Genomic DNA, 25,177 nt, shown 5'->3' with positions numbered 1-25,177 from the left:
TTGGCTAACAAAATTGTTGACAGTTATCGAAATGCGCTTCTACCGTGCTCCCGGAGCGCACTCCGTGCGTCCGTCTGGAGGCGACGATGCCTGCGGCAGTCCGCGCACCGCACTTCGTGAGGTCCTTCGAGCGCGGCCTCGCCGTCATCCGCTCCTTCGACGCCGAGCATCCCGCCCGTACGCTCAGCGAGGTGGCCCGCGCCTGCGAGCTGACCCGCGCCGCCGCCCGCCGGCTGCTGCTGACCCTGGCCGACCTCGGCTACGTCCAGTCCGACGGGCGCCTCTTCCGGCTCACCCCGCGCGTCCTGGAACTCGGCTACTCCTACCTCGCGGGCTCCACCCTGCCGCAGATCGTCGCCCCTCATCTGGAGCAACTCGTCGCGCGCACAGGGGAGTCGGCGTCCCTGTGCGTCCTGGACGGCGACGACGTCGTCCATGTCGTCTGTCTCCCGGCCCGCCGCATCCTGGCCGCCACGATCACCGTGGGCACCCGCCACCCCGCCCGCGCCACCGCCGCGGGCCGGGTGCTCCTGGCCCAGTTACCTGACGAGGAACTCGACGCCCGAGCGCCAACCGACCTGCTGCGCAAGGAACTTCGCCGGATCCGGCACGAGGGGTACGCACTCGTCGACGAGGAACTGGAGGAGGGCCTCAGAACGATCGCCGTCCCGGTGCGGGACCGGGACGGCGTGGTGGTGGCCGGCGTGAGTGTCGCAGTGCCCGCCGGCCGGCACTCCGCCGATGCCGTACGGCAGGACCTGCTGCCTCAGTTGCTGGCGGCGGTGGCGCGGATCGACGACGATCTGCGGATCACAGATCGAGCACGAGCCGCTTCCCCAGGCAGCGCGAGACACAGATGAGCATGGTCTCGCCGGCCGCCCGCTCCTCCTCGCTCAGCACCGAGTCCCGGTGGTCCGGGGTGCCTTCGAGGACATCGGTCTCACAGGTCCCGCAGGTGCCCTCGGTGCAGGAGAAGAGCACCTCGACACCGGCGGCCCGCACGGTGTCGAGCACGGACACCCCCACCGGGACGGTGACCGTCCTGCCGCTCTGCTCCAGCACGACCTCGAACTCACTGTCGGCGCCCGCCTGTTGGGCCTTCGGCTGGAACCGCTCCACGCGCAGGATGCCACCCGGACACCGCGCTTCCACCGCGTCGAGCAACGGCCCCGGACCGCAGCAGTAGACGAGGGTGCCCTCGGGCACGTCGTCCAGGACGGACGGCAGGTCGAGCAGTCCGACCTCGTCCTGCGGAGCGACGGTGACACGGTCGCCGTAGCGGCTCAACTCATCGGTGAAGGCTATGGAGTTGCGGGTGCGACCGCCGTAGAGCAGGCTCCACTCGGCGCCCGCTGCCTCCGCGGCGGCCAGCATCGGGAGGATGGGCGTGATGCCGATGCCGCCCGCGACGAAGCGGTAGCGGGGGGCGGGCTCCAGGCGGAAGTGGTTGCGCGGCCCGCGCACCCGCACCTTGTCGCCCTGCCCCAACTGCTCGTGCGCGTAAGCCGATCCACCCCGTCCGTCCGGTTCCCGCAGCACCGCGATCTGCCACGCGGTACGGTCCGCCGGGTCGCCGCACAGTGAGTACTGGCGCTCTAGGTCAGGGCCGAGCACGACGTCGATGTGGGCGCCCGGTTCCCAGGACGGGAGTTGCTCGCCGAGCGGATGCCGCAGCGTGAGGGCGAGCACGCCGTCGGCTGCGAACTCCCTTGTTGCTACGACGAGTTCGGCATCGTAGGTGGTCATGTGCCGGCTCCCTGCGGCTCGTCGAGCGCGTGGCCGCGGGGGTGGGCGAGCATCCACTCCCACATCTCGATCGGGTCCTGGGAGGTGTGCTCGCGGCCGCAGTGGCAGGTGCCGTGCAGGATGTCGGTGCCCGGCAGCCAGTCGATGCGGTAGACCTCGCCGGTCGGAGCGGTCACTGGACCTTCTCCACGGGCTTGGCGCCCTCCTCGACCAGCCGGGCGAGGATACGGCGGGCGGCGAGGCCGCCGGTGTCGATGTTGATGCTCAGCTCCTGGTAGCCGCCGCGCTCCGAACCCAGCGTCTTCTGAAGGAGGTTGAGCGCGTCCACGTCCTGCATGACCACGGTGTGGTTGTTGCCCCGCAGGAACTCGGTGACCTCGGCGTCGTCCGTGGCCCAGTCGCGCGAGACCGCCCAGAAGTCGTACACCTTGCCGTCCGAGGAGGGCGTGATGGCGTAGGTGATCTCGGTGTGGAAGCCGTTCGGGTCGCTGCCGTCCGCCTCGGGGAGGACGCCGACCGGGGCGATGCGGCTGTGCAGCAGATACAGGCAGGGCGCGTGGTACTCGATGTCCTGCCAGCGGGTGATCCGCCCTTGTATTCCAGTGGACTTGGCGTAGAACGGCGGGCACTCGGCGTCGGCCATGTGCCGGCTCACCCGTACGACGCCGGCGCCCTCGTCGACCTCCGTGGTGATCGGTGTCTCGGCGACCTCGGGGGAGCCGATGTAACCGCCGTGCAGATACGTCTCGTGGGAGAGGTCGAGGAGGTTGTCGACGAGGAGGCCGTAGTCGGCGTCGATCGGCTCCATGCCGCTGACGGTGACCCAGTCGGGGGAGGCGAGGTGCGGGGCCCGGGGGATGACCTGCGGGTCGGCGAGCGCCGGGTCGCCGATCCACACCCAGACCAGGGCGTCCTGCTCGACCACCGGGTACGAGGCGACGCGGGCGGTGCGGGGGATGCGTTTCTGTCCCGGCACGTACACGCAGGTGCCCGTCGTGTCGTAGGTGAAGCCGTGGTAGCCGCACACGATCCGGTCCCCGTCGAGACGGCTCTCGGAGAGCGGGAACCTGCGGTGCACACACCGGTCGTGCAGCGCTACGGCGGTGCCGTCGTCCTCGGTGCGGTAGAAGACGAGGGGTTCGCCGAGGATCGTCCGGCCGAGCAGGTCGCGGCCGACCTCGTGGCTGTAGGCGGCGACGTACCACTGGTTCCTGGCGAAGGCGGTTGTGTGCGGCATGGAGGTCCCGTCCCTGTCGGCGGGGCTTCGTCGCCCCGGGTGCCGTGGTTGGGTTCAGCGTCCTGACGCGGGCGGCGGCTCGGCAAGACGGCTTCTGCCAGACGGAAGGACTTCCGCGAAGAGCTGGTCAGCCCGCGCACCCGCCGGGGGCGCCCTGGTGGTGCTCCTGGCGGGTGCGCTCGGCCCCGTCGGGCCACACCACGTCGACAGGGATCCCCGCCGCCCGGGCTTCGAGCACGGTGTCGGCGGTGCCGCCTCCTCTGCCGGTGGGCGGAGTGCCGTCCCAGACGGCGACGAGCCGGTCGGCACGTTCCACGAGGACGCTGTTCGCCGCCTCGTACGCGTGCCGGCCGGCGGACTCTATCGGCAGGACGACGATGTCGTGGGCGGCCTTGACCAGACGGTCGAACACGGGCGCGTGTTCGGGTCGCACCCGGGCGTGCCGGTAGTCCCGGGAGGGGATGACGACGGCCAGCCGGCCGCCGACGGCGAGCACGGCCTCCGCGAAGACGGAGTCGGCGCCCCTGGCGAGACAGGAGACCCCGACCAGTTCCCCGTCGGCGGCGTAGCCCCGCAGCAGTTCGTCCAGGGCGGTGCGCACCAGGGCGGAGGTCTTCTCCGTCAGGTCGATGTGCCCGGTCACCGCGATGGTCGTCATGGAGCGCCCCTTTCACGGGCCGGTGGGCTCCTGGAGGGTGTACCCGTGACGGAGGATCACCTTCACCGACCCCATGGCGACCACCCGGTCCGCCTCCTGCTCCGCATGGGTGAGCGCGGAGTACGGCACCAGCAGGGGGTGCCTCTTGCGTCGCCGGCTCAACCGGCGCCCGTACCGCCAGCCCTCGGACAGACGTTGCCGGGCCCAGTTGTCGTGGGCCTCCTCGGCGAGGATCTCGATCAGGGCGTGCAGGCTGTCGGGGACCTTCACGTCCACGGTGCCGGGAGGTGGGGGCGTCCAGGGCTGCCGCCTGTTCCGTCGCATCATCCGTCTCTCCTGGGCGGACTGGGCCATGCCAACCGGATCGCCTCCAGGATCAGGGTGGCGGCCACGTCGGCTGCGTACTGCTTCCAGGCCTTCTCCAGCTCCGGCCGCGCCGAGTTGACGGAGATGCCCTCGGTGGCGGTGCCGGCCACCGCGCACACCGTCGAGAACGACACATGGGTCCGGCCGCCCCTGCGGGTCTGGGTGACGGCACCCGCCGCGTCCGCACCCCCGAGCTCGACGGCGGCCAGCCCCGGCCAGGCGTCGATCACCGGCCGCAGGGCCGGGTCCCCGCTGCCGCCGACGGACGCGTCCCCCGAGGCGATCGGGCCGACCACGACACGCGGTCCGGTGTTCCGGGGGCCGCCGGGAGGCTGCTCGTACACCTTCTCGGTCCAGTAGGTGTAGTTGCGGCGCATACTCTCACCGAGCGCGGCCACCCCTTCGTGCGCCGGGTGGCTGCGGTCGGGGCGGGGCCGGCAGCTCTGTTCCAGTTCGTCGTACGTGTAGCCGTGCAGCCGGTTGGAGATCACCACGTCGCCGGGCACGAGGTCGGGGACGATGGCACAGCAGGCTCCGACGAAGACCACCGTCTCGGGCTGGTACTCCTCGATCGTGGCGGCGACGGCGTTGCCGACCCCGTCGCGGTCGGCGCAGGGCTGGGCCACCACCACCTCGTAGGCGCTGCTGCGGCCCACGGCCCGGACGCTGGTGCGCAGCCATGCGCATCCGGTGCCGTGCAGCGCGGTCTCGGTGTGCGCGCCGGAGGTCTCCAGATGCCGGCGCAGCGAGTCGTGGGCCTCGGGCAGGAGCGTGACGAGCGCGATGTCGCACCGGCGTCCCGGGGTGGACGTGCGGGCCGCGGCACCCCGCTCCCCGGCCGTGACGCCGCGGTCCTCCAGCCGGCGGCGCTCGACGAACTCGTTGTCCACGTCACGGCTGATGACCGCGACCTGTTCGTCCTGGGACAGATGGCCGACGGCCCGGCCCTGGAAGCTGACCTTCCGTGCCACTCCGGGGCCGAGGAAGTAAGGCAGGATCACCAGCCGGCCGTCGGCGCGCAGCCGTTCGGCGATGTCGTACTCCTCCCTGCAGTACTCGCTCTCCCAGTAGTGCCGGCTGATGAGCGGCAGGAACATCCGGCATGCGGCCACGTTCGCGTACAGCTGGCTGCGCCAGTCGGCACCGAGCTCGATGGTGTTGCGGCGCAGGTAGTGGAAGTACGACAGGTTCTGCAGTTCGAGGCTGCGGCCGATGCGCTGAGCCAGCGCGTCGTCCCCGCGGGCATTGCTGAGGAAGATGCTGCCCTGGGCGCGCCCGAGGCTGCGGAAGTATCCGACGCCCTCCTCGTAGGTCTCGAACTCCAGCCGTGGTTGGTAGAACCGGGCCACCAGGTCCTGAACCCGGCCGGCGAGTTCCTCCGGGTGGCTCCAGCGGACCGTGATGCGGTCCGCCGGTTCGGCCGCCCGGAGGGCGGCTCCGCTCACCAGCTTCGACGGCTGCGGCACGTACCGGCCGTCGGGTGGATCGTGGATCAGTTTGAGGGTCGGCCGGAAGCGGCCGCTCAACTCCGGGAAGACCCAGGGCACCGCGTGCGGGGAGGCGACGTCGACGACGACGAAGTCGCATCCGTCGACGGCGAGCAGGAACTCGAAGAGATCCTCGAACTCGAGGCTGATGGTGCGGGCGCGGTATCCGACGTCCTCGACCGCCCGCCGGATGAGCGGCTCGGCGGCCCGGTACGCGGGGTCGTCGGGCAGGATCAGTCCGACTGTGCCGAGCAGTCCTTTGGCGGCGCCGCCGTCCGGACCGCTCCGACTGGTGAGGCGCGCGATCGCGGGCTTCACCTCGTCCGCGGCGGGGAGTTGGCGGCGGTTGAACACGATGCGCTGCTCGTCGGCCACCGGGAAGAACCCGGCCGACACACCGGTCTCCATGAACACGAGCCTGGGCTTTCTCGCCTGGAGCGCGAGGTCGTGCTCGTGCACCATGAAGGGCGAGGCGCGGTACCGGCGTTCCTCCTGACGGTGCGTCACCACGCCGACGAAGCAGGCGCTCTGATCCATCATCAGTTCCAGATGGGTGGGCGAGAGGGGATTGGTCTTCGGGTCGACCGCGAAGGTGAAACCCTCGTTCCAGAAGAGGTTCCAGAAGTGTTCGTTCAGCTCCCGGTCCTCTGCCCAGTAGCTGTGACTGAAATAGGCCGGTATCCGGTTGACGCCTGCCATCACTTCTCCCCACCGTCGGCTCACCCATCCCCCCGCACGCCCCCGGCTACACCCCGAACTCCAAAAAATGCGGCGATAAGCCGCTGAACCAGTCGAGACACATCAGAGGCAACTGCCTAGACTGCTACATGACTTCGCCGCACTCCGCGCGTCCTCTCATAGCCGTCATCGGCAGCACCGACCCCGGTCGCACCTTCTCCCACCCCCTCAAGGCCACCGATCTCGCTCCCGAGGCCTGTCGGCAGCTGGGCAGAGAACTAGCCAGGGCCGGCTGCGATCTGGCTGTCTTCTCCAGCAGCTCCGAGTACATCGAGACCGATGTCGTGGCCGGGTACGTGGACGCCTGCACCGAGGCGGAGCCCGGCCGGGTGGCGGCCTTCCCGCCGCGCCACAGCGACGTCGACTTCGGCCTGGCGCCGGACGCCCACGCCGGCCTCGAAATCCTCCGCGACAGCAGTGGCGAGTGGGAGGTGGCCTTCTACCACACCCTGCTGAGCTGTGACGGAGTGCTGCTGATGGGGGGCGGCCAGTCCACCAGGGTGTCCGGGATCGTCGCCCTGTCGCAGCGTCTGCCGCTGGTGACGGTGGCGGCGTTCGGCGGCGGGGCCGGCCAGGTGTGGATCAACTTCGACAAGGTCCGCAACGACGCGGACGACTCCGACATCCGCCTGATGGGCGACAACTGGTCCTCGGCGTCCGCCTCCCGGCTGGTCGCCTGTCTGCTCCGGCAGCGGGAACGCAGGCTGCGCACCCTCGCGGAACGCGCGCGGGACGAACGCGCGGCGGCCCGGCGGTCGGCCAGGGGGCTCGCCGTGGCGGCCGTGTGCATGCTGGTCTCCCTCGCGGCCCTGGTGACGGCCCGGCAGTCGCGGGAGGCGGGCGCCCTGGATCTGTTGGTCCTGGTGGGCGCCCCGCTGGTGGCCTCGGCCGCGGGCGCGATCCTGCGCAACTCCTTCGAGAGCGACGTGCGTTGGGGGCGCGCGGCGGTACGGGGACTGGGCGCCGGGCTGGTCTCCGTTCTGCTCTACTTCGCTTCCCAGCTGCTGACCGTCCCTACCCTCCTCGACCATCTGGACGTGCGCCGACTGCTGTTCTTCACCATTCCGCTCGGCTTCACCGCGGGCTTCACCTTCGACCTGGTCTTCGAGCGGCTGCGCACCGGCGCGGCGGGCCCGCCGTCCGTCCCCCCGCCCGACCCGCTGGCACCCGGCGCGTCCCGGCCCTCAAGCGCTGACGGCCCGCGCGCCTGAGCGGTACGCCGTCCCAACTGCGGCACCGTGCACAAGCGTTGATCGCCCCCTCGGCGACAGCAAATGCGACAGTCTTCGGGCCGATTGGCGCGTCACCGGCTGCCTGTGGCTGCCTCAGGTGGGGGCAGAAGCCGGGTGTGGAGCCGGCAGGGAGTAGCGCGGGTGGGGTGTGGCGTGCGGGGTGCGGGGTTCTGGGGTCGGAGGTGGGCGTCCCCATCGCGGCTCGACCGGAGGCGAATGAGAGGTCTGCCAGAGTCGCCGCTCTGGATCCGAGCCGGTCAACTCGGGTCGTTCAAGGGGTTTGTCTACGGGTGGGGAGCCGGGGCCGGTGCGCGGTCGGCCGGTGTTCGTGCGGGGGTGCGGTGGCGGGTGTTGGTCCGGTTGATCACGATCGTCGCCGCGAGCGCCCCGAGCGGCGGAGCGAGGAGATAGGCCGGCAGGAGGGAGAGGTCTCCGGAGAGCAGCGCCGGGCCGAACTCCCGTGCAGGGTTGGCGATTCCGCCGGACAAAGTACCGAAGGCGACGATCTGCGCGGCGATCATCGTGCCCACCGCCCAGGGGGTGAACGGGCCAAGTCGGCGGCTGGAGACGCCGATCCCGGCGACGGCGACGATGACGAACATCGTGGCGGCCTCGACCGCGGCGACTGCGGCCCAACTCCAGCCGGGAGCGGGTCGGATGACGGCGAAGTTCACGGCTGGAGAGGCGAACACCGGCCCCCAGACCAGTCGTCCGGCCACGATGCCGAGCACCGAACCGAGCAGTTGACCCGCGATGATCGGCGCGACATCACGGCCCGGTGTGCGGCCGTAGCGCCACATCGCGAGGGTGATAGCCGGGTTGACGTGGCCGCCGGTCACCCGGCCCCAGGGGGAGAGCATGACGGCGGTGACCGTGTAGCCGGAGAGGGGGGCCACCGCGAGGAGTCTGCCCTCCGGGGTGTTCCACCAGCCGCCGTGCGCCGGGGCGAGGGTGCCCAGCAGCCAGCGGACCGTGGTGGCCACGACGAACAACATGACTGCGGTGAGGGCGAGTTCGAGGAATGCGGAGTGGAGCGTCCGCTGCCACGGGAGGCTCGCGGGCGTGTCCTTCACGGCGGCTTCCTTCACGACGGCTCTGTTCACAGCGGCTTCGTCCACGAGGCGTCGGAGCGGGTCAGTACGAACGCGGTGACGGAGGCCGCCACCAGCAGCACCGCGGCGAACAGCAAGGGCAGCGCCGGGCCGCCGTGCAGGACCGCGACGGCACCGGCGAGACCGCCCGCGAACATCGCTCCGGCGGAGAGCACCCGGCGCCCGACCTTGCTGCCCTTGCCGCCCGCGAGACGGCTGTCCGCGGCGACTCCGGTGATGGTGAGCGTCAGTACGGTCGTGGTCAGGTCGGGTACGGCCAGGGCGCGGGCGGTGGCGTTCTGCACGCCCATCGCGAGGCCGAGGAGCGCGATCAGGGCGTACTGGACGACCGTGCTCACATGCGCGGCGGCGGTGTCGGTGACCTGGGCGACGACGTACGCGGCCAGGACCAGGGTCGTCTCCAGCAGCAGCGCCAGGTGCAGCACCCGCCCTCGGTGGGAGCCGGCCCCGTGGGCGAGCCGGCCGCCGACCAGCGCGCCCGTGGCGAACGCGGCGAGTGCCGCGAGGGACGCGGCCAGGGAGAAACCGGCCGCCCCGGCGATCGCGAAGCCGGAGAAGACGACGTTACCGGTCATGTTGGCGACGAAGACATGGCCGAGGACGAGATAGCTGAACGCGTCCACGAGCCCGGTGACCACCGTCAGCGCGAGCATCAGCGGAGGAAGCGGGCCGTGCCGGTCCTTCATGTCGGGGACGACCGTGGCCCACGCGTCGTGCAGTGCGGCAGGCATGGCATTGCTCCCATCGCTGGAGGTCTCCCGGTCGCCCGGCTTCTTCCTCGAGCGTCGCCCCGCAGGGAGCGTTTCGTCCAACATATGGATGCGGGCGCAGCGATCTGCCAGAGCGATCGATCGCCTAGCTCTTGATCGCCTGGCGCTCCACCACTTCGAGGAACGCGGCCCCGGCCGGCGCCAGCCGCTTGCTGTCGTGCACCACGCAGATGGTGTGCACCGCCGCCTCGTCCGCGATACGCAGCACGCGGGCGCCGTACGGAAGAACACCTCGGGCGTCTTCGGCACCCCGAGGGGCCGAGTCGTCGAACACGGACGAGTGCGGTACGACCGTCACGCCGATGCCCCGCGCGGCCAGCCGGATCATGTCGTGGATCTGGCCGACCTGGAAGTGCTGGCCGGGTTCCACCCCGGCGCGTGCGAAGGCCGCCTCCACCTGGCGGCGCAGCCCGCTGCCCCGGGTGAACTGGATGAGCCGGTGGCTCTCCGGCAGGTCGGCGAGGTCGACGGTGTCCGCGTCGGCCAGCGCGTGGCCCGCGGGCACGATCAGCACGAGCGGGTCGCTGGCCAGGACGAAGTGGTCGAGCCCTTCCGGGACTTGGCGCGGTCCAAGGCCTACGACCGCGATGTCGAGATCCCCGGCCAGGACCGACGCGGCCATCTCCGCGCTGGGCGCGTTGGTCACATGGAAGTCGATGCCCGGGTAGCGGGCGTGGTAGTCGGCCATCACCTCGACCAGGTCGACGGAGGAGGCGCGCGTCTGGACGAGGCCCAGGCGCAGCCGCCCGCGCCGCAGCCCGGACAGCGCGTCGAGGGCCGCCCTGGCGTTGTCGACGTCGGCGAGGATGCGCCGGGCCAGCGGTTCGAGGAGCTCCCCGGCGGCCGTAAGCCGTACGGAACGGCTGGTGCGGCTGAACAGTTGGGCGCCCACGTCCTTCTCCAGCCGCGCGATCTGCTGGCTCAGCGCGGACTGGGCGACGTAGCAACTGGCCGCGGCCTGCGTGAAGTTGCGGGTCTCGGCGACGGCGAGGAAGTACTTCAGGTGCCTCAGGTCCATCGCGCGCTCATCCCTTTATCCATCTCTCTCGCAGATCAATACGAGCAGAACCATGTGTTGGACCGATCCATTGTCGCAAACCTAGCGTCGAGGTGCGCAGCGAGCCAACCAGCGAGCGCGCCAGCCAGTCGATCGACCCGACCGAGGAGCCGACGTGTCCAGCAGCACCACCATGCCCGTGGGAGGCATACGCCCGCACGACGGGGTCCGGCACCCCGCCGAGCTCGTCGTCCGCAACGCCCGTATCCACACCGGCGATCCCGCCCGCCCGGCGGCGTCCGCGGTGGCCATCACCGACGGTGTCTTCACCGCCGTAGGGGACGACTCGACCGTCGTCCCGCACATCGGCTCCGCCACCCGTGTCGTCGACGCGCTCGGGCGGCGGGTGATCCCCGGCCTCAACGATTCCCATCTGCACGTCATCCGGGGCGGGTTGAACTATCTGCTGGAGCTGCGCTGGGACGGCGTACGGTCGTTGCGCACCGCCCTGCGGATGTTGCAGGAGCAGGCCGAGCGGACGCCAACGGGGCAGTGGGTGCGGGTGGTTGGGGGCTGGACGGGGGAGCAGTTCGCGGAGAAGCGGCTGCCGACAGTCTCCGAGTTGAACGCCGCCGCCACCAACACCCCTGTATTCGTCATGCACTTGTACCAGTCGGCGATCCTCAACCGGGCCGCGCTGGAGGCCGTCGGCTTCACCCGTGACACCCCGAATCCGCCCGGCGGCGAGATCGTCCGGGACTTCGCGGGCAACCCCACCGGTGTGCTGCTCGCCGCGCCCGCCGCCGGACTGCTCTACTCCACCCTCGCCAAGGGGCCGATCCTCGCCTCCGAGGACCAACTCGGCTCCACCCGGCACTACTTGAGGGAACTCAACCGCTTCGGCATCACCAGCGCCATCGACGCCGCCGGCGGTTTCCAGAACTTCCCCGACAACTACGCGGCCGTCACCGAACTCGCCGCGCGCGGCGAACTCACGGTCCGTATCGCCTATCACCTGTTCCCGCAGACCGCCGGGCAGGAACTCGACGACCTGCGCCGCTGGATCGGCATGGTCAGCCCGGGCGACGGCGACGAATGGCTGCGCTGCAACGGCGCCGGCGAGAACCTCGCCTGGTCCCCGGCCGACTTCGAGAACTTCGCCGAACCCCGCCCCGAACTCACCGCCCGCGCAAGGGAAGAGCTCGAAGCGGCGGCCAGACTCCTCCTCGACAACGGCTGGGGATTCCGTCTCCACGCCACCTACGACGAGACGATCCGCCAGGACCTCGACGTCTTCGAGAAGATCGCCGCGGACGGCGGATTCCCGGACGGGACGCGGTGGTTGTTCGATCACGCGGAGACCGTGAGCCAGGAGAGCCTGGACCGGATCAAGGCCCTCGGCGGAGCCGTCTCCGTGCAGAACCGCATGATGTTCCAGGGCAAGGCCTTCATCGACCGCTACGGCGCCGAGCGCGCCGCGACAGCGCCCCCCATCCGCGCCATGCGCGACACCGGCCTGCTGGTCGCCGCTGGCACCGACGCCACCCGCGTCTCCAGCTACAACCCGTGGCTGTCGCTGTCCTGGTTGGTGACCGGCCGCACCATTGGCGACACGCTCCTCTACCCGGTCGAGAACCGCGTGGACCGTTCCACCGCCCTGGAGATGTACACCAGCGCGGGCGCGCACCTCACCGGCGAGGCCGACGTCAAGGGCACCATCACCGAGGGCAAGTACGGCGACCTGGCCGTGCTGTCCGCCGACTACTTCTCCGTCGCCGACGAGGACATCGACCGTATCGAGGCACTGGTGACGGTGGCGGGCGGCAAGGTCGTGCACGCGGCCGGGGACTACGAGAACATCGCCGCCCCGCTGCCGGAGATCAGCCCCGCCTGGAGCCCGGTCGCCCGCTTCGGCGGCTTCCAGGCGGCGACGGGCGTACGACAGGCCCGTGCGTTCGGCGAGGCGGCGGCCGACTCCGAGGAGCAGCGCGCCTGGCGCGAGGGGCGCGGCGACTTCGACCGCGTACCGCACCTGTCGCACGTGCCGCATCAACTTGGCGGTGCGCTCGACCCGCTGGACGGCTGCCTCTGATCGTCCCGACGTACCTTCTTTCCCGACCGCCCACTTCGTTCCAGGAGCAGCAGCATGAGCGCGAGTACGACGACGGGGAGCAACGCGCGATCTGCCGGCTCGGCGTGGGCGCCGCTGGCCCGCCCCGTGTTCCGGGCGCTGTGGATCGCCCAGTTCGTGTCGAACATCGGCACCTGGATGCAGACTGTCGGCGCCCAGTGGCTGTTGCTCGGGCACGGGGCGACCATGGTCACGCTGGTCCAGACGGCGTCGAGTCTGCCGATCGTGCTGCTGGCGCTGCCCTCGGGTGTCCTCGCGGACCGGTTCGACCGGCGGGGGTTGTTGTTGGTGGCACAGGTCGCGATGTTCGCCGTGTCAACAGTGCTGACCGTGCTGGCCTTCGCGGACGCGCTGTCGGCCGTACCCCTGCTCGCTCTCACCTTCCTCCTCGGCTGCGGTACGGCTCTGATGGGGCCGTCGTGGCAGGCCATCCAGCCGGAGCTGGTGGAGCGGGAGCAGTTGGGGCAGGCGTCCGCGCTGGGCGCGGTGAACATGAACCTCGCACGCGCGGTCGGCCCGGCGCTCGGCGGTGTCGTGGTCGCGGCGGCCGGCGCGGGCTGGGTCTTCGGCTTCAACGCGCTGTCGTTCCTGGGCATCGCCGCCGTACTGCTCCTGTGGCACCGTCCGAGGACCACCGTCCCCGCAGCCGAGCGGGAACGGCTCCTGACCGCCCTGTACGCGGGCCGCCGCTACGTTTGGAACGCTCCAGGCATCCGCCGCGTCCTGCTGCGCACGGCCCTGTTCATCCCCGGCGCGGCGGCCCTGTGGTCCCTGCTCCCGCTCATCGCCGCCGACTCCCTCGGACTGGGGTCGGGCGGCTACGGACTCCTGCTCGGCGCGGTCGGATTCGGCGCGGTGGCCGGCGCGTTCGCCCTGCCCTGGCTGCGCCAACACCTGGGCATCAACGGCATCTTGGCAGCCGGTGCCCTCGTGTTCGCGCTCGTCCTGCTGGTCCTCGCCACCGTGCACCTCACCTGGCTCGCGGTCCTCGTGCTGCTGCCCGCCGGAGTGGCCTGGATCGGCGTCCTGTCCACCCTCAACGCGGCGATCCAGACCCGGCTCCCCGGCTGGGTCCGGGCCCGCGGACTCGCCGTCTACCTCCTGGTCTTCCAGGGCGGCCAGGCCCTCGCCGCCCCCGTCTGGGGCGCCCTGGTGCAATGGCTGGGTCTGACCACCGCCCTCCTCATCGGCACCGCCGTAATGCTGCTGAGCGCGCTCAGCCTTCACCGGTGGCGGCTCTACGGCATGGAGGGCATCGACCCCACCCTCTCCGACCACTGGCCCACCCCGCCCCTGGTCTTCGTCCCCGGCCCGTCCGACGGCCCGGTGCTGGTCTCCGTCGTCTACCGCGTCGCACCGGACGACAGGGCCGCGTTCATCGACGCCATGAACCACGTGGCCCGCTCCCGGCGCCGCACCGGCGCCCTCACCTGGGGGCTCTTCCAGGACGGCAATGAACCCGGCCGGTTCATCGAGAACTACCTCGTCGGCTCCTGGGCCGAACACCTCGCCCAGCACCACAACCGCCTCACCACCACCGACCGGAGTTTCGAGGATCGCGCCCGCGCCCTGCTCCTGCCGGGCACGAGCCCCGAAGTCACCCATGCCTTCGACGCCTCCGCCGTAGGACCGGTCCACTGAGGGTGGGTGCCGGACACCCAGGAGAGGCGTGGCCTGGATACCCGTAAGGCCGATCGCGACCGTGGGGGCATGAACACGAACGCAGCTCCGCACCCCTTCGTCGGCATGTGGGTGACGGCCGACGGCCACATCCGGCAGGAACTCCTCCCGAACGGCCGCTACGACGAGGCCCGCGGGGACCGGCAGAGCGCCTACACCGGCAGCTACACCGTCACCGGCAACCACATCGACTACGTCGACGACACCGGCTTCACAGCCACCGGTGACGTCCGGGACGGCGTGCTCTTCCACGAGCACCTCGTCCTGTACCGCGCGTAACCCGGTACGGCGGTACGGCCATGGACAGCCTCGAACTGATCGTCGTCGTCGCGGTCGCCGTCCTGCTGATGGGATGGCTGTCGCGGCGTACGGGCCTGAGCGAGCCCCTGTTGCTGCTCGCCGCAGGCGTGCTCGTGGGGCTGACACCGTCCTTCGCGTCGTTCGCCCTGTCCCCGGACGTCGTTCTGTTCCTCTTCCTGCCCGCGCTGCTGTACTGGGAGGCGCTGACGTCCTCGGCGCGGGAGATCCGCGACAACTTCCGCAGCATCGCGCTCCAGTCCACCGGCCTGGTGTTGGCCACCGCCGTAGCCGTCGCCGCCGTGGCCCACGCGCTGGGCTACGGCTGGCCGATCGCCTTCGTCCTCGGCGCCGTCCTCGCTCCGACGGACGCGGCGGCCGTCGCCGCGGTCGCCAGGGCCATGCCGCGCCGCATCCTGACCGTGCTGCGCACCGAGAGCCTCCTGAACGACGGGACCGCGCTGGTCCTGCTCGCCGTGACCATCGACGTCGCCACCGACGAGCACCCGTTCTCCTGGTCCGGCACGGCGCTCGCCTTCGTCGCGTCGTACGGCGGCGGCATCCTGATCGGCGTCGCGGTCGCCCTGCTCCTGATCCCGGTCAGGCGTCGGCTGCCCGAGCCGCTGCTGCACAGCGTGCTGAGCGTCGCGACCCCCTTCCTCGCCTATCTGCCCGCCGAACTCCTGCAGGTGTCCGGTGTGTTGGCGGTCGTCGTCTGCGGTCTGGTGTCCTCCTGGTTCGGGCCGCGTGTCATCGGGTCCGAGGCCCGTGTCCAGGCCGTCGCCTTCTGGGAGGTGGCCAGTTACCTGCTCAACGGTGCCCTGTTCGTCCTGGTCGGTATCCAACTACCCGCCGCTGTCAGGGCGTTGACCTCCGTCTCCCTCTTGCAGGCGACCGTCGCGGCCCTCGCGGTGAGCGTCGCCGTGCTCGGGACCCGGCTGCTCTGGTTCTACACGGTGCCCTATCTGGTCAGGGCCTTGGACCGGCGTCCCCAGCAACGGGACCGCCGGATCAACGCCCCGCAACGCCTGCCGCTGGCCTGGGCGGGGATGCGCGGCGCCATCTCGCTGGCCGCCGCGCTGACCGTGCCCGCCACCAGCGCCGACGGACATGTCGTCGGGCAGCGCGACGCCGTCGTGTTCATCACCACGGTCGTCATCGTCGTCACCCTCACGCTCCTCGGCCCTACCCTGCCGGCCGTGGTCCGCCGGGCCCGTTTCCCGGCCGACGCGGACAAGACCGCCGAACTCACCCTCGCCCGCTGCCGGTTGAGCGGCGCCGCCCTGCACGCCCTGTCGGAGCTCGCGGACCGGTTCGGGGTGCCCGAGGAGGACACCCTGCGCCTGCTCCAGGACATCGAGGACCGCACGGCCCCGGCGCCTGGCTCCGCGCACCGCCGCGAGAGCCTACGACGCCTCCAACTCGCCCTGCTCCAGGTCAAACGGGACACCCTCACCGACCTGCGGGACAGCGGCCGGATCGACGACATCGTCCTGCGCACCGTCCAGGAAGTGCTCGACGTGGAGGAAATCCGTCTGGGCAGGCACTGACCACCCCCACCTCCTACGACCGCCACCTCACCGCCACCCGAAAGGGGCCCCTCATGAACACCCACGACACCACCAGCACCGGCCTTCTCGACCAACTGCGCCGCCAGTCCACCGACCCGCGCCGGCGCATCCTGTTCACCGGCGCGACCGTCGTCACGATGGACCCCGAACTGGGCATCCTTCAGGGCGACTTGCTCGTCGAGGGCGACACCATCGCCGCGATCGGGCCGGGCCTCGACGCGGACGGCGCGGTCGTCGTCGACGCGTCCGGCACCATCCTGGCCCCCGGCTTCGTCGACACCCACCGGCACGCCTGGGAGGCCCAGTTGCGCCGGATCATGCCCGACGTCGACGACCTCGGCGGCTATGTGATGACCACGCTCGCCGGTTACGCCACCGTCTACCGGCCCGAGGACATGTACATCGGCACCAGACTCGCGGCGCTCACCGCACTCGACAGCGGCGTCACCACCATGCTCGACTTCTCGCACAACTCCCGTACCCGCGAACACTCCGACGCGGCGATCGAAGCCCTGCGTGACACCGGCATCCGTGGCGTCCACGCATCCATGGGCCCGCACTTCGGGAACTGGGACCGTCAGTGGCCGGCCGACCTGACCCGTCTCAAGGACCGGTACTTCAGCAGCGACGACCAGCTCCTCACCCTGCGCCTGGCGACCCTGGCCACCGACGAGATCGCCGGACCCGCCCTCGCCTACGGCCCCGAACTCGCCCGCACCGCAGCCGACTTGGGCATCGGGGTCAGCGTCGACGCCGTCTTCGGCAAGGCATCCTCGGAAGCCGTACTGTCCTGGGCGAAGCACGGCATCCTCGGCCCCGACGTCACCCTGATCCACGCCACGGGTCTGACCACCGAGGCATGGAAGGCGATGGGGGAGTCCGGTACGACGGTCGCGCTGGCCCCCACCTCGGACGCGCAGATCGGCCTGGAGACGGCGATCCCCGCGGTGGACGAGGCACTCGCCGTCGGCATCCGCCCCGGCCTGAGCATCGACGTCGAAGTCGCCCTCGCCAGCGACCTGTTCACCCAGATGCGGGCCCTGCTCGCCATCCAGCGCATGCGCGCGGTCAACGCCGCCTACGGCACCGGCGGCGAGCCCGCTCGCATCACCGCGCACGACGTCCTGGACTTCGCCACCCTGCAAGGCGCCCGGACCAACGGCCTCGGCGACGTCACCGGCTCCCTGACCGTCGGCAAGAAGGCCGACCTGCTGGTCGTTCAGGCCGAGAACCTCAACAACATGCCGCTCAACGACCCCATCGGGACACTGGTGTTGGGCTCCGACGCCCGCAACATCACCGCCGTGTTCGTCGACGGACAGCCGCGCAAGTGGGACGGGGAGGTTCTCGACGTGGATCTCCCCGCGCTGCGCGCCGAGGTCAAGGCCTCTCGCGACCACGTCCTCAATGCACCTGCTCGTTGAAGGGAGTTCGGGGGCGCTTCCGGGACGAGCCCGGGAGCGCCCCCGAACGCATGCCCAGGTCAGTTGGAGAACCAGGGGTTCCCGCCACCCAGCGACCACACGGAGACCTTGGTGACGCCCAGGCCTTTCAGCACTGCGAGCTTGCGGTCCATGGCGACGCTGTCGACGTAGTCGTACAGGGTGCCGCCGGAGGTCCAGCGGATCTCGCCGGAGGAGGCGTCGCGGCGGCTCTCGATCGTCGCCGGGTCGCTGGAGAAGCCGGGGCTCTGCTTCATCGCGCTGAACTGGACGTTGTCGGTAACCGAGTTGAGGTCGCAGGGGTCGGGCGCGCTGTAGCCGTAGGAGGGCAGACCGATGATCAGGTGGTCGGGGTCGGGCACCTTGCTCTGCGCGTACGTGGTGACGTTCTTCAGCCAGTCGTAGGGGCTGATGGGCAGGCAGCGGGCGCCGGACGCGGTGTCGAACTCCTCGTCGTACGCCATGATCACGAGGTCGTCGACACCGGTGGCGACCACGGCGGCGTAGTCGTAGAAGGAGGCGTCCTCGGTCATCGCCGGTGCGTCGACCTGGAGCCGCTTGCCGTTGGCGTGCAGGGCGGTGGCCAACTGGCCCAGGAAGGTCTTGTAGTTGGTGAAGTCGGCGGTGCTCCAGGACCAGTAGTCCTCCAGGTCGACGTCGACGCCGCTGAGTCCGGCGCTGTTGACGAGGGAGGTGACCTTGGAGACGGCCGCCGTACGCGTGCTCTTGCTCTTGACCAGGGCGTGGACGGCGGTGGTGGTCATGCCGGAGAGCGTCGGGTACTGATACGTCGAGTGCGCCTTGAGGTCGGCGACGTTGGCGGCGCTGTAGGTGTTGCACAGCCCGGCGGCGGTGGTCTCCAGGGTGACCGCTCCGTTGTCGCCGACCGTCCAGTACTCGGGGTTGAGCGCGCCGTTCTTCACCCTGTTGTCGGCGTACTCGCTCGGCGCGGTGCACTGGGAGTCGCCGGACGATCCGGGGTAGAGCCAGGTCTGGAGCTGGACGCCCGAGGTGGCGGAGGACGTGGCGGAGGCGGTGGTGTCGGCGGTGGTGCCGGCCGGGACCGAGGCCGTACAGGCGAGCAGCGTGGTGACCGTGCAGGCCACGACGCCGCTCACGGTCAGGGCGTGACGGAACATGAGCGGTCCTTTCGGGGAGGGGCGTGCGGGATCGCCGCGTCGGCCGGACGACCGGCGCGGTGAACTGGGGGACGGGGGTGGCTAGTTGTTCCAGTAGGGGTCGAAGACCAGCGTGTCGGCGCCGGGGACGGTGGTGGCCGCCGACCAGGAGCCGTCGACGACGCGTCCGCCGTCCGGCCGGGCGGCAAGCGAGAGTTGGGTGAAGATGCGGTAGCGGTCACCCCGGTAGACGGAGCGGGTGAACTCCACGACCCGCCCCTCGGCGTCCCTGGCCGCCCGTTCGAAGAGCAGCGCGGGGGTGTGCACGGAGACGCCGAGGAGTTCGGCCTCCCACTCGTCGACCACGGTCGGTTCGATGCTCTGCGCGGCGTCGGTCAGCAGGATCTCGTAACGCCGGCCGAGCAGGCGGTAGAAGGAGTCGGTCTCCAGGTCGCGGGCGGTGAGCCCCGGCACCAGCGCGTGCGGCACGTGCAGGGTCTCCACGCTCATCGGGTCGCCGTCCACCGTCCGCAGCCGGAGGATCCGCAGGATCTGCTCGCTGGGCGCGATGCCCAGCCGGCGGCCGATCCTGGGCCCCGCGGCGACGGTCTTGAAGTCCAGGGTGCGGCTGGCCCAGGTGCCGTCCACACCGCCCACACCCAGGGCCTGCGCCTGACCCGGGGCGGCGCCGCCGAGGTGCTGGGCGACCTTGGCCCTGGCGACGAAGACACCGCGCCCGTGCTCCCGCACCAGCAGACCGTCACGGACGAAGTCGTCGACCACCGCGCGCAGGGTGGGGCGGGAGACCCCGAGCTCCTCGCACAGCTGCCGTTCGCCCGGGAGGGGGCGTCCGGTCCCGGTCTCCTCGACGAGGTCGAGGAGGTGGGTGCGGATGCGTTCCCGCTTCTCCCACCGACTCTCACCGCTGACCATTCCTACCAACTTTCCTTACCAGTGGTCATCTTGTTTCCGGTCGCCTGCTGCGGATCTGGTGCGGATCTGCTGGGGTTCTGCTGGCGAAACGCTTGCTTGACACTGACCAGATGGTGCCCCAACATGTGGCCACTGGTCAATAAGTGGTAAGCAAATTCGCCGGAGGTCCCATGTCCGAGTCCCTTGTCGGACCCGTCACCCGCACCGCCCGCCACACCGTCCGACATGCCCGCCGTACCGTCGCCGCGTCGATCGTCGCGGCCACGGCCCTGCTGGCCGCAGCATGCACCACCGGCGGCGCCGCGTCGAAGGCGGACACCGGCGCCGACGACACCACCCCGGTCACGATCACCTTCTGGCACGGTCTCAGCTCGCCGCACGAGATCGCCTCGATCGACGCGGTGCTGGCCAAGTTCCACAAGAAATACCCCTACATCACCGTCAAGGCCGTCGCCGCCCAGACCGACGACAAGGTCAACCAGGCCATCCGCGGCGGTACCGCACCCGACGTGGCGTCCTCGTTCAACGCTGCGAACGTCGGCGGCTGGTGTTCCAGTGGAGCGTTCCAAGACCTCAACCCGGACATCAAGGCCGACCACGTCGACATGTCCCAGATCCCGAAGGCCGTCCAGTCGTACACCGCGTTCGGCGGCAAGCGCTGCACGATGCCCTGGCTCGCCGACACCTTCGGTCTGTACTACAACAAGAAGCTGTTCGCGAAGGCCGGGATAACCTCCCCGCCCAGGACCATGTCCGAACTGGCGGCGGACACCAAGAAGTTGACCACCTTCAACGCCGACGGGTCGATCAAGACCGCCGGGTTCATGCCCTACCTCGGCGTCTACGGGATGCTCACCGAACACCTGGTCCCCAGCTGGGGCGGCAAGTGGCTCACCGCCGACGGCCAGTCCGACGTCGGCGGCGACCCCGCCTTCGCCCAGGCGCTGACCTGGCAGAAGAGCCTGGTCGACTGGTTCGGCGCGAAGAAGCTCGTCACGTTCAAGGCGGGCATGGGCGACGAGTTCTCCGCCCAGAACGCCTTCGAGACCGGCAAGTTGGCCATGATGGTCGACGGCGAATGGCGCAACGCCTTCATCAAGAACGACAAGGCGGACATCGACTACGGCACTGCGGTGATGCCGGCCGCCGACGGCAAGTCCGAGCTGTACGGCGCCGGTTACGTCGGCGGCAATGTGATCGGCATGCCGCGCGGGGCCAAACACCCGGGCGCGGCCTGGAAGTTGATCAAATTCCTCACCACCGACACCGACGCGCTGACCACACTGGCCGACGGGATCGGCAACGTCCCCACCACCACGGCCGCGCTCGACTCGCCCTCGCTCGGCCTCGCCAAGGACCCGCACTTCGCGCCGTTCCTGGAGGTCTTCAAGAACCCGCTCACCACGACCACTCCGGCCAGCGCCGACGGCGGCGCCTACCTCACCAACTTCGGTCACTTCGTCGAGAAGTGGCAGAGCGGTTCCGTACCCGACCTGAAGGCCGCTCTGGCCGCCGTCGACAAGCAGAACAACGCCGCGCTCAAGCTGGGGCAGTGAGCGGCATGGCCACCCAACTCCAGTTCGCCCCGGCTCCGTTGAAGGCCCGACTCCTCCGCAACCGGCTGCGCGTCCTGCTCTTTCTCGCACCCGGCCTCGTCGGCTTCGCCGTCTTCCTCGTCTACCCCCTGGTGATGACGGTCTGGCTGTCCTTCACCAACTCCAACATGATCTCCCCGGCCCGCTTCGTCGGACTCCGCAACTACCGCTACCTGCTGAACGGCGACCCGCTGATCTGGCACGCCATCCGCAACACCGCCTGGCTGGTGGCGATCATGGTCCCGGCGCAGGTCCTCTTCGCCCTCGGCGTGGCCATGGTCACCGCCCGGCTCAAGGCCGGGGCGAGCGTGTTCCGCACCCTGTTCTACCTGCCCGCGCTGGCCCCGCCGGTCGCCGCGACCGTCGCCTTCGTCTGCATGTTCAACCCCAACTCCGGCCCCGTGAACCGGATACTGGGCCTGCTGGGCATCCACGGACCGCTCTGGTTCAACTCGCCGGACTGGTCCAAACCGGCCCTGACCCTGCTCGCCCTGTGGGGCAGCGGCACGATGATGGTCATCTTCCTCGCGGCCCTGCTGGAAGTACCCGCCGAACTCTACGAGGCCGCCGAACTGGACGGCGCCGGTCCCTGGCACCGCTTCCGCTACGTCACCCTGCCGACCATCTCACCGGTCGTGCTCTTCGCGACCGTCACCGGAGTCATCGCCGGACTCCAGTACTTCACCCAGGCGATGGTCGCCTCCCAAGTCGCCAACGGCAACATCCAGCCCGCGCCCGGCTATCCGGACGGCTCCACCCTCACCTTCCCGCAACAGCTGTACATCGCCGGCTTCAACCAGTTCCACGCGGGCTACGCCTGCGCCCTCGCCGTGGTGCTCTTCGTGGTGGCGATGGCCTTCACCGTCGTCCTGCTCCGCCGCGCCTCCGGCTTCGACATCGAGGAGGCACCGCGATGACGACCACCTATGCCCCGGCACCTGCCCGGCAGACCCGCGCCGCATCACCCCACCAGGCCGCACGCGGCCGGGCGAGCCGTCGGCGCAAGCTGGTGTGGATTGCCGAACACGCCGTCGCCGTCGGCCTGGCCTGCGCCTTCATCGGCCCGATCGTGTTCATCTTCCTGACCTCGGTCATGACCGACGGCCAGTCCCTCACCACGAGCCTGTGGCCCCATCACTGGCAGTGGTCCAACTACCGCACGGTGTTCGCCACCGCACCGGTCGGCACCTGGCTCGCCAACACCGTGCTCTACGCGGTCGCCGCCACCGCGGCCACCCTGCTCTCCAGCGTCCCCATCGCGTACGCACTCGCACGGCTGCGCTTCAAGGGCCGCAACACTGCCTTCCTGTGCGTCATCACCATGATGATGCTGCCGCCCCAAGTCCTGGTCATCCCCATGTACTTGATGTGGGCCCGGCTCCATCTCACCGGCACCATCTGGCCGTTGGTGCTCCCGTCCCTGTTCGGGGACGCCTTCTCGGTGTTCCTGCTGCGCCAGTTCCTGCTCACCGTCCCCGAGGACTATCTCAACGCGGCCCGGATCGACGGCTGCGGCGAACTGCGGGTCCTCACCCGGGTGGTGCTCCCGATGATGCGTCCGGCGCTCGTCGCGGTCGGGCTCTTCTCCTTCTTCGACGCCTGGAACGACTACTACGGCCCGCTCATCTACACCGGCGAGACGCCCGCCCACTGGACCCTGGCCCTGGGCCTGGCGACTTTCAAGACCTCCCATGCCGTGCAGTGGAACCTCACCATGGCGGCGACCCTCATCGCGATGGCGCCGGTGATCATCGTCTTCTTCTTCGCGCAAAAGGCCTTCATCGAGGGCGTCACACTGACAGGAGTCAAAGGTTGAAGATCACCGTTGTCGGCGGCGGATCCACGTACACCCCCGAACTGGTCGACGGATTCGCCCGGTTGGGACTTCCTGTCACGGAGATCGCCCTGGTCGACCCCGACCCGGAGCGGCTCGCGGTCATCGCCCCGTTCGCCCGCCGCATCCTGGCCCGCCAGGGCAGCGCCGCGAAGATCACCACCACCGCCGACCCGGACGCGGGCATCGACGGCACCGACGCCGTCCTCTTCCAGCTCCGCATCGGCGGCCAGGCCGCCCGGCACATCGACGAGACCCTCCCGCACGAGTGCGGCTGCATCGGCCAAGAGACCACCGGCGCAGGGGGGTTGGCCAAGGCGCTGCGCACCGTGCCGGTCGTCCTCGACCTCGCCGAACGGGTCGCCAAGCGCGCCCCGAACGCCTGGATCGTCGACTTCACCAACCCGGTCGGCATCGTCACCCGCGCCCTCCTCGACGCCGGCCACAAGGCAGTCGGTCTCTGCAATGTCGCCATCGGCTTCCAACGCACCTTCGCCGACTGGCTCGGCGTCGACCACGAGCGCGTCGCCCTCGACCACGTCGGCCTCAACCACCTGACCTGGGAGCGGGCGGTACGGCTCGACGGCGTGGACGTCCTGCCGCGCATCCTCGACGAACACGGCCAGGCACTCGCGGACCGGCTGCGCATGCCGCTCGACGTGGTCCGCCGCCTCGGCGTCGTCCCCTCCTACTACCTGCGCTACTACTACGCCCACGACGAGGTCCTCCGCGAACAGCTCAGCGAACCCTCCCGCGCCGAACAAGTCGCGGGCATGGAGGGCGACTTGCTGAAGATGTACGCCGACCCCGCCCTCACCGAGAAGCCCGCCCTCCTCGACAAACGCGGCGGCGCCTACTACTCCGAGGCGGCCGTCCAGCTGGTGCACGCCCTCACCACCGACACCGGCGACATCCGCGTCGCCAACGTCCGCAACAACGGCACCCTGCCCTTCCTCCCCGACGACGCCGTCATCGAGGTCCCCTCCCGCATCGGCGCCCAGGGAGCAACTCCCTTGCCCGTCACGGCCGTAGAGCCACTCTTCGCCGGATTGATCGCGCATGTGACGGCCTACGAGGAACTGGCCCTGGAAGCAGCCCTGCACGGTGGTGTCGACCGGGTCGCGACAGCGTTGCTGGCGCATCCCCTCGTCGGACAGGTCAAGGTCGCCGAGGAGTTGGCGGCGAAGCTTGTCGCCGCCAACCGCGAACACCTGTGGTGGGCCTGATGAAGACAGGCCTGCTGCTCGCCGTCGACGGCGGCAACTCCAAGACCGACGTGGCCGTACTGACGACGGACGGCACGATCCTGGGCCGGGCCCGGGGCGGTGGATTCCGCCCGCAGGCTGTCGGTGTGGACGCGGCGATGGACGTGCTCGCCGCCCTGCGTGCCGAGGCGATGGCGGCGGCGGGGGTGGGGGACGGCGTTGTGGTGGACGGGATCACGGCGTTCCTCGCCGGGGCCGATCTGCCGTACGAGATCAAGGCGTTGCGCGAGGCCGTCGGTGCCCGTCGGTGGGCGGTCACGCAGCGCGTCGACAACGACTCCTACGCCGTCCTGCGCGCCGGTGCCAGTCGGCCCTGGGGTGTCGGCGTGGTCTGCGGCACCGGTATCAACTGCGTCGGCGTCGCCCCCGACGGCCGTACCACCGGCTTCGCCGCGCTGGGCCGGATCTCGGGGGACTGGGGCGGCGGCATCGACGTGGGCACGTCGGCACTGTGGCACGCGGCGAGGGCGGAGGACGGCCGAGGCCCGCAAACGGCCCTTCGTACGGCGGTCACCGACCACTTCGGCCTGCCCACGGTCGCCGACGTCACCGCCGCCCTGCACAGCGGCGACCTGCCCGCACTCCGGCTGAGCGAACTGTGCCCGGCGGTCTTCGCGGCCCGCGACGACGGCGACGAGATCGCGGTCGAACTGGTCGAACGACTCGCTGCGGAGATCGCCAGAATGGCGCTGACCGTTCTGTGCCGCCTGCAACTCGCCGTCTCCCCGGACCCCGAAGTGGTGCTCGGCGGAAGCGTGTTGGCGGCAGGGCACCGCGCCCTCCTCGACGACGTCGAACACCGTCTCACCGTGGCGGTGCCGGGTGTTCGCCCGGTGGTGTGTACGGACCCGCCTCTGCTCGGCGCCGCCCTGGCCGCGCTGGATCTGCACGCGGGACCGGAGCCCGGGGCCGAGGCGCGGCTGCGTGCGGGGTTCCGGGGGAGCGGCGGTCCGTGATCCGGTACGCCC

The 25,177-nt window shown here is 70.3% G+C and carries 23 protein-coding genes; 12 read left to right on the top strand and 11 right to left on the bottom strand.

What is annotated here, in order from left to right:
- Positions 1–86 precede the first annotated feature (86 nt).
- A complete protein-coding gene (locus tag OO70_RS18550) occupies positions 87–860 on the top strand; it encodes an IclR family transcriptional regulator domain-containing protein (protein WP_043671763.1) in 774 nt (257 codons plus the stop codon).
- Here OO70_RS18550 and OO70_RS18545 read toward each other — a convergent pair.
- The 6 genes from OO70_RS18545 to OO70_RS18520 form a co-directional block, all read right to left on the bottom strand.
- Positions 811–1,746, bottom strand: coding sequence for a PDR/VanB family oxidoreductase (locus OO70_RS18545; RefSeq protein ID WP_043671759.1), 936 nt, complete (start codon positions 1,744–1,746; stop codon positions 811–813). The two genes, OO70_RS18550 and OO70_RS18545, sit on opposite strands and share 50 nt — an antisense overlap.
- Positions 1,743–1,922 (bottom strand): hypothetical protein, encoded by a 180-nt coding sequence (locus tag OO70_RS18540; RefSeq protein ID WP_043671756.1) that lies wholly within the window; start codon positions 1,920–1,922, stop codon positions 1,743–1,745. Before OO70_RS18540 ends, OO70_RS18545 begins: the two co-directional genes overlap by 4 nt.
- Positions 1,919–2,983 (bottom strand): aromatic ring-hydroxylating dioxygenase subunit alpha, encoded by a 1,065-nt coding sequence (locus tag OO70_RS18535; protein WP_043671754.1) that lies wholly within the window; start codon positions 2,981–2,983, stop codon positions 1,919–1,921. Before OO70_RS18535 ends, OO70_RS18540 begins: the two co-directional genes overlap by 4 nt.
- 127 nt (positions 2,984–3,110) lie before the next feature.
- Entirely contained in the window at positions 3,111–3,641 is a 531-nt protein-coding gene (locus tag OO70_RS18530; RefSeq protein WP_051741354.1) for a hypothetical protein, read from the bottom strand.
- A gap of 12 nt (positions 3,642–3,653) precedes the next feature.
- Positions 3,654–3,965 (bottom strand): RyR domain-containing protein, encoded by a 312-nt coding sequence (locus OO70_RS18525; protein WP_043672754.1) that lies wholly within the window; start codon positions 3,963–3,965, stop codon positions 3,654–3,656.
- A complete protein-coding gene (locus tag OO70_RS18520; RefSeq protein WP_043671751.1) occupies positions 3,965–6,193 on the bottom strand; it encodes a TIR domain-containing protein in 2,229 nt (742 codons plus the stop codon). The genes OO70_RS18525 and OO70_RS18520 overlap by 1 nt, the downstream gene beginning before the upstream one ends.
- 128 nt (positions 6,194–6,321) lie before the next feature.
- Here OO70_RS18520 and OO70_RS18515 point away from each other — a divergent pair, with 128 nt between their 5' ends.
- Positions 6,322–7,443: a hypothetical protein gene (locus OO70_RS18515; protein ID WP_043671748.1), complete on the top strand. Its 1,122-nt coding sequence runs from the start codon at positions 6,322–6,324 to the stop codon at positions 7,441–7,443.
- Between the two features lie 305 nt (positions 7,444–7,748).
- Here the strand turns inward: OO70_RS18515 and OO70_RS18510 are convergent, their stop codons facing one another.
- From OO70_RS18510 to OO70_RS18500, 3 genes are all read right to left on the bottom strand, one after another.
- On the bottom strand, positions 7,749–8,537 hold the full coding sequence (locus tag OO70_RS18510; protein WP_234336864.1) for an MIP/aquaporin family protein: 789 nt from the start codon (positions 8,535–8,537) through the stop codon (positions 7,749–7,751).
- A 26-nt stretch (positions 8,538–8,563) separates the two neighbouring features.
- Positions 8,564–9,307, bottom strand: coding sequence for a YoaK family protein (locus OO70_RS18505; RefSeq protein WP_043671742.1), 744 nt, complete (start codon positions 9,305–9,307; stop codon positions 8,564–8,566).
- A 124-nt stretch (positions 9,308–9,431) separates the two neighbouring features.
- A complete protein-coding gene (locus tag OO70_RS18500) occupies positions 9,432–10,364 on the bottom strand; it encodes a LysR family transcriptional regulator (RefSeq protein ID WP_043671740.1) in 933 nt (310 codons plus the stop codon).
- Positions 10,365–10,536: 172 nt separating this feature from the next.
- On the opposite strand from OO70_RS18500, the gene OO70_RS18495 reads away from it, so the two are divergent.
- The 5 genes from OO70_RS18495 to OO70_RS18475 all read left to right on the top strand — a co-directional run bounded on the left by OO70_RS18495 (position 10,537) and on the right by OO70_RS18475 (position 17,446).
- The gene (locus tag OO70_RS18495; RefSeq protein ID WP_043672751.1) at positions 10,537–12,435 is read left to right on the top strand and encodes an amidohydrolase; all 1,899 of its coding nucleotides are present in this window, start codon (positions 10,537–10,539) and stop codon (positions 12,433–12,435) included.
- A gap of 54 nt (positions 12,436–12,489) precedes the next feature.
- Positions 12,490–14,115 (top strand): MFS transporter, encoded by a 1,626-nt coding sequence (locus OO70_RS18490; RefSeq protein WP_043671737.1) that lies wholly within the window; start codon positions 12,490–12,492, stop codon positions 14,113–14,115.
- Positions 14,116–14,184: 69 nt separating this feature from the next.
- On the top strand, positions 14,185–14,433 hold the full coding sequence (locus OO70_RS18485; protein ID WP_043671734.1) for an Atu4866 domain-containing protein: 249 nt from the start codon (positions 14,185–14,187) through the stop codon (positions 14,431–14,433).
- A gap of 20 nt (positions 14,434–14,453) precedes the next feature.
- Positions 14,454–16,001 carry a Na+/H+ antiporter gene (locus OO70_RS18480; RefSeq protein ID WP_043671731.1) on the top strand — a complete coding sequence of 516 codons (1,548 nt, stop codon included), beginning with the start codon at positions 14,454–14,456 and terminating at the stop codon, positions 15,999–16,001.
- 53 nt (positions 16,002–16,054) lie between these two features.
- Positions 16,055–17,446, top strand: coding sequence for an amidohydrolase family protein (locus OO70_RS18475; protein WP_043671728.1), 1,392 nt, complete (start codon positions 16,055–16,057; stop codon positions 17,444–17,446).
- A 59-nt stretch (positions 17,447–17,505) separates the two neighbouring features.
- Here OO70_RS18475 and OO70_RS18470 read toward each other — a convergent pair whose 3' ends face one another.
- Together OO70_RS18470 and OO70_RS18465 are read right to left on the bottom strand one after the other, a co-directional pair.
- On the bottom strand, positions 17,506–18,603 hold the full coding sequence (locus OO70_RS18470; protein ID WP_043671726.1) for a glycosyl hydrolase family 18 protein: 1,098 nt from the start codon (positions 18,601–18,603) through the stop codon (positions 17,506–17,508).
- An 81-nt stretch (positions 18,604–18,684) separates the two neighbouring features.
- Positions 18,685–19,515, bottom strand: a complete 831-nt coding sequence (locus OO70_RS18465; protein WP_043671724.1) for a GntR family transcriptional regulator — start codon at positions 19,513–19,515, stop codon at positions 18,685–18,687.
- Positions 19,516–19,685: 170 nt separating this feature from the next.
- Between OO70_RS18465 and OO70_RS18460 the strand changes: the two genes are divergently transcribed.
- The 5 genes from OO70_RS18460 to OO70_RS18440 are packed head-to-tail and all read left to right on the top strand — an operon-like array spanning position 19,686 to position 25,165.
- On the top strand, positions 19,686–21,071 hold the full coding sequence (locus tag OO70_RS18460) for an ABC transporter substrate-binding protein (RefSeq protein ID WP_043671721.1): 1,386 nt from the start codon (positions 19,686–19,688) through the stop codon (positions 21,069–21,071).
- 5 nt (positions 21,072–21,076) lie between these two features.
- Positions 21,077–22,027, top strand: a complete 951-nt coding sequence (locus tag OO70_RS18455) for a carbohydrate ABC transporter permease (protein ID WP_043671718.1) — start codon at positions 21,077–21,079, stop codon at positions 22,025–22,027.
- Positions 22,024–22,926 (top strand): carbohydrate ABC transporter permease, encoded by a 903-nt coding sequence (locus tag OO70_RS18450; protein ID WP_043671715.1) that lies wholly within the window; start codon positions 22,024–22,026, stop codon positions 22,924–22,926. Before OO70_RS18455 ends, OO70_RS18450 begins: the two co-directional genes overlap by 4 nt.
- Complete coding sequence (locus tag OO70_RS18445) at positions 22,923–24,170, top strand: 6-phospho-beta-glucosidase (RefSeq protein WP_043671711.1); 1,248 nt, start codon at positions 22,923–22,925, stop codon at positions 24,168–24,170. The genes OO70_RS18450 and OO70_RS18445 overlap by 4 nt, the downstream gene beginning before the upstream one ends.
- Positions 24,170–25,165, top strand: a complete 996-nt coding sequence (locus tag OO70_RS18440) for an N-acetylglucosamine kinase (RefSeq protein ID WP_043672748.1) — start codon at positions 24,170–24,172, stop codon at positions 25,163–25,165. The genes OO70_RS18445 and OO70_RS18440 overlap by 1 nt, the downstream gene beginning before the upstream one ends.
- Positions 25,166–25,177: the final 12 nt, after the last annotated feature.

The sequence above is a fragment of the Streptomyces xylophagus genome (assembly GCF_000716435.1).
In the GTDB taxonomy this organism is placed as follows: domain Bacteria; phylum Actinomycetota; class Actinomycetes; order Streptomycetales; family Streptomycetaceae; genus Streptomyces; species Streptomyces xylophagus.
This window is presented reverse-complemented; position numbering and strand designations above follow the sequence as displayed.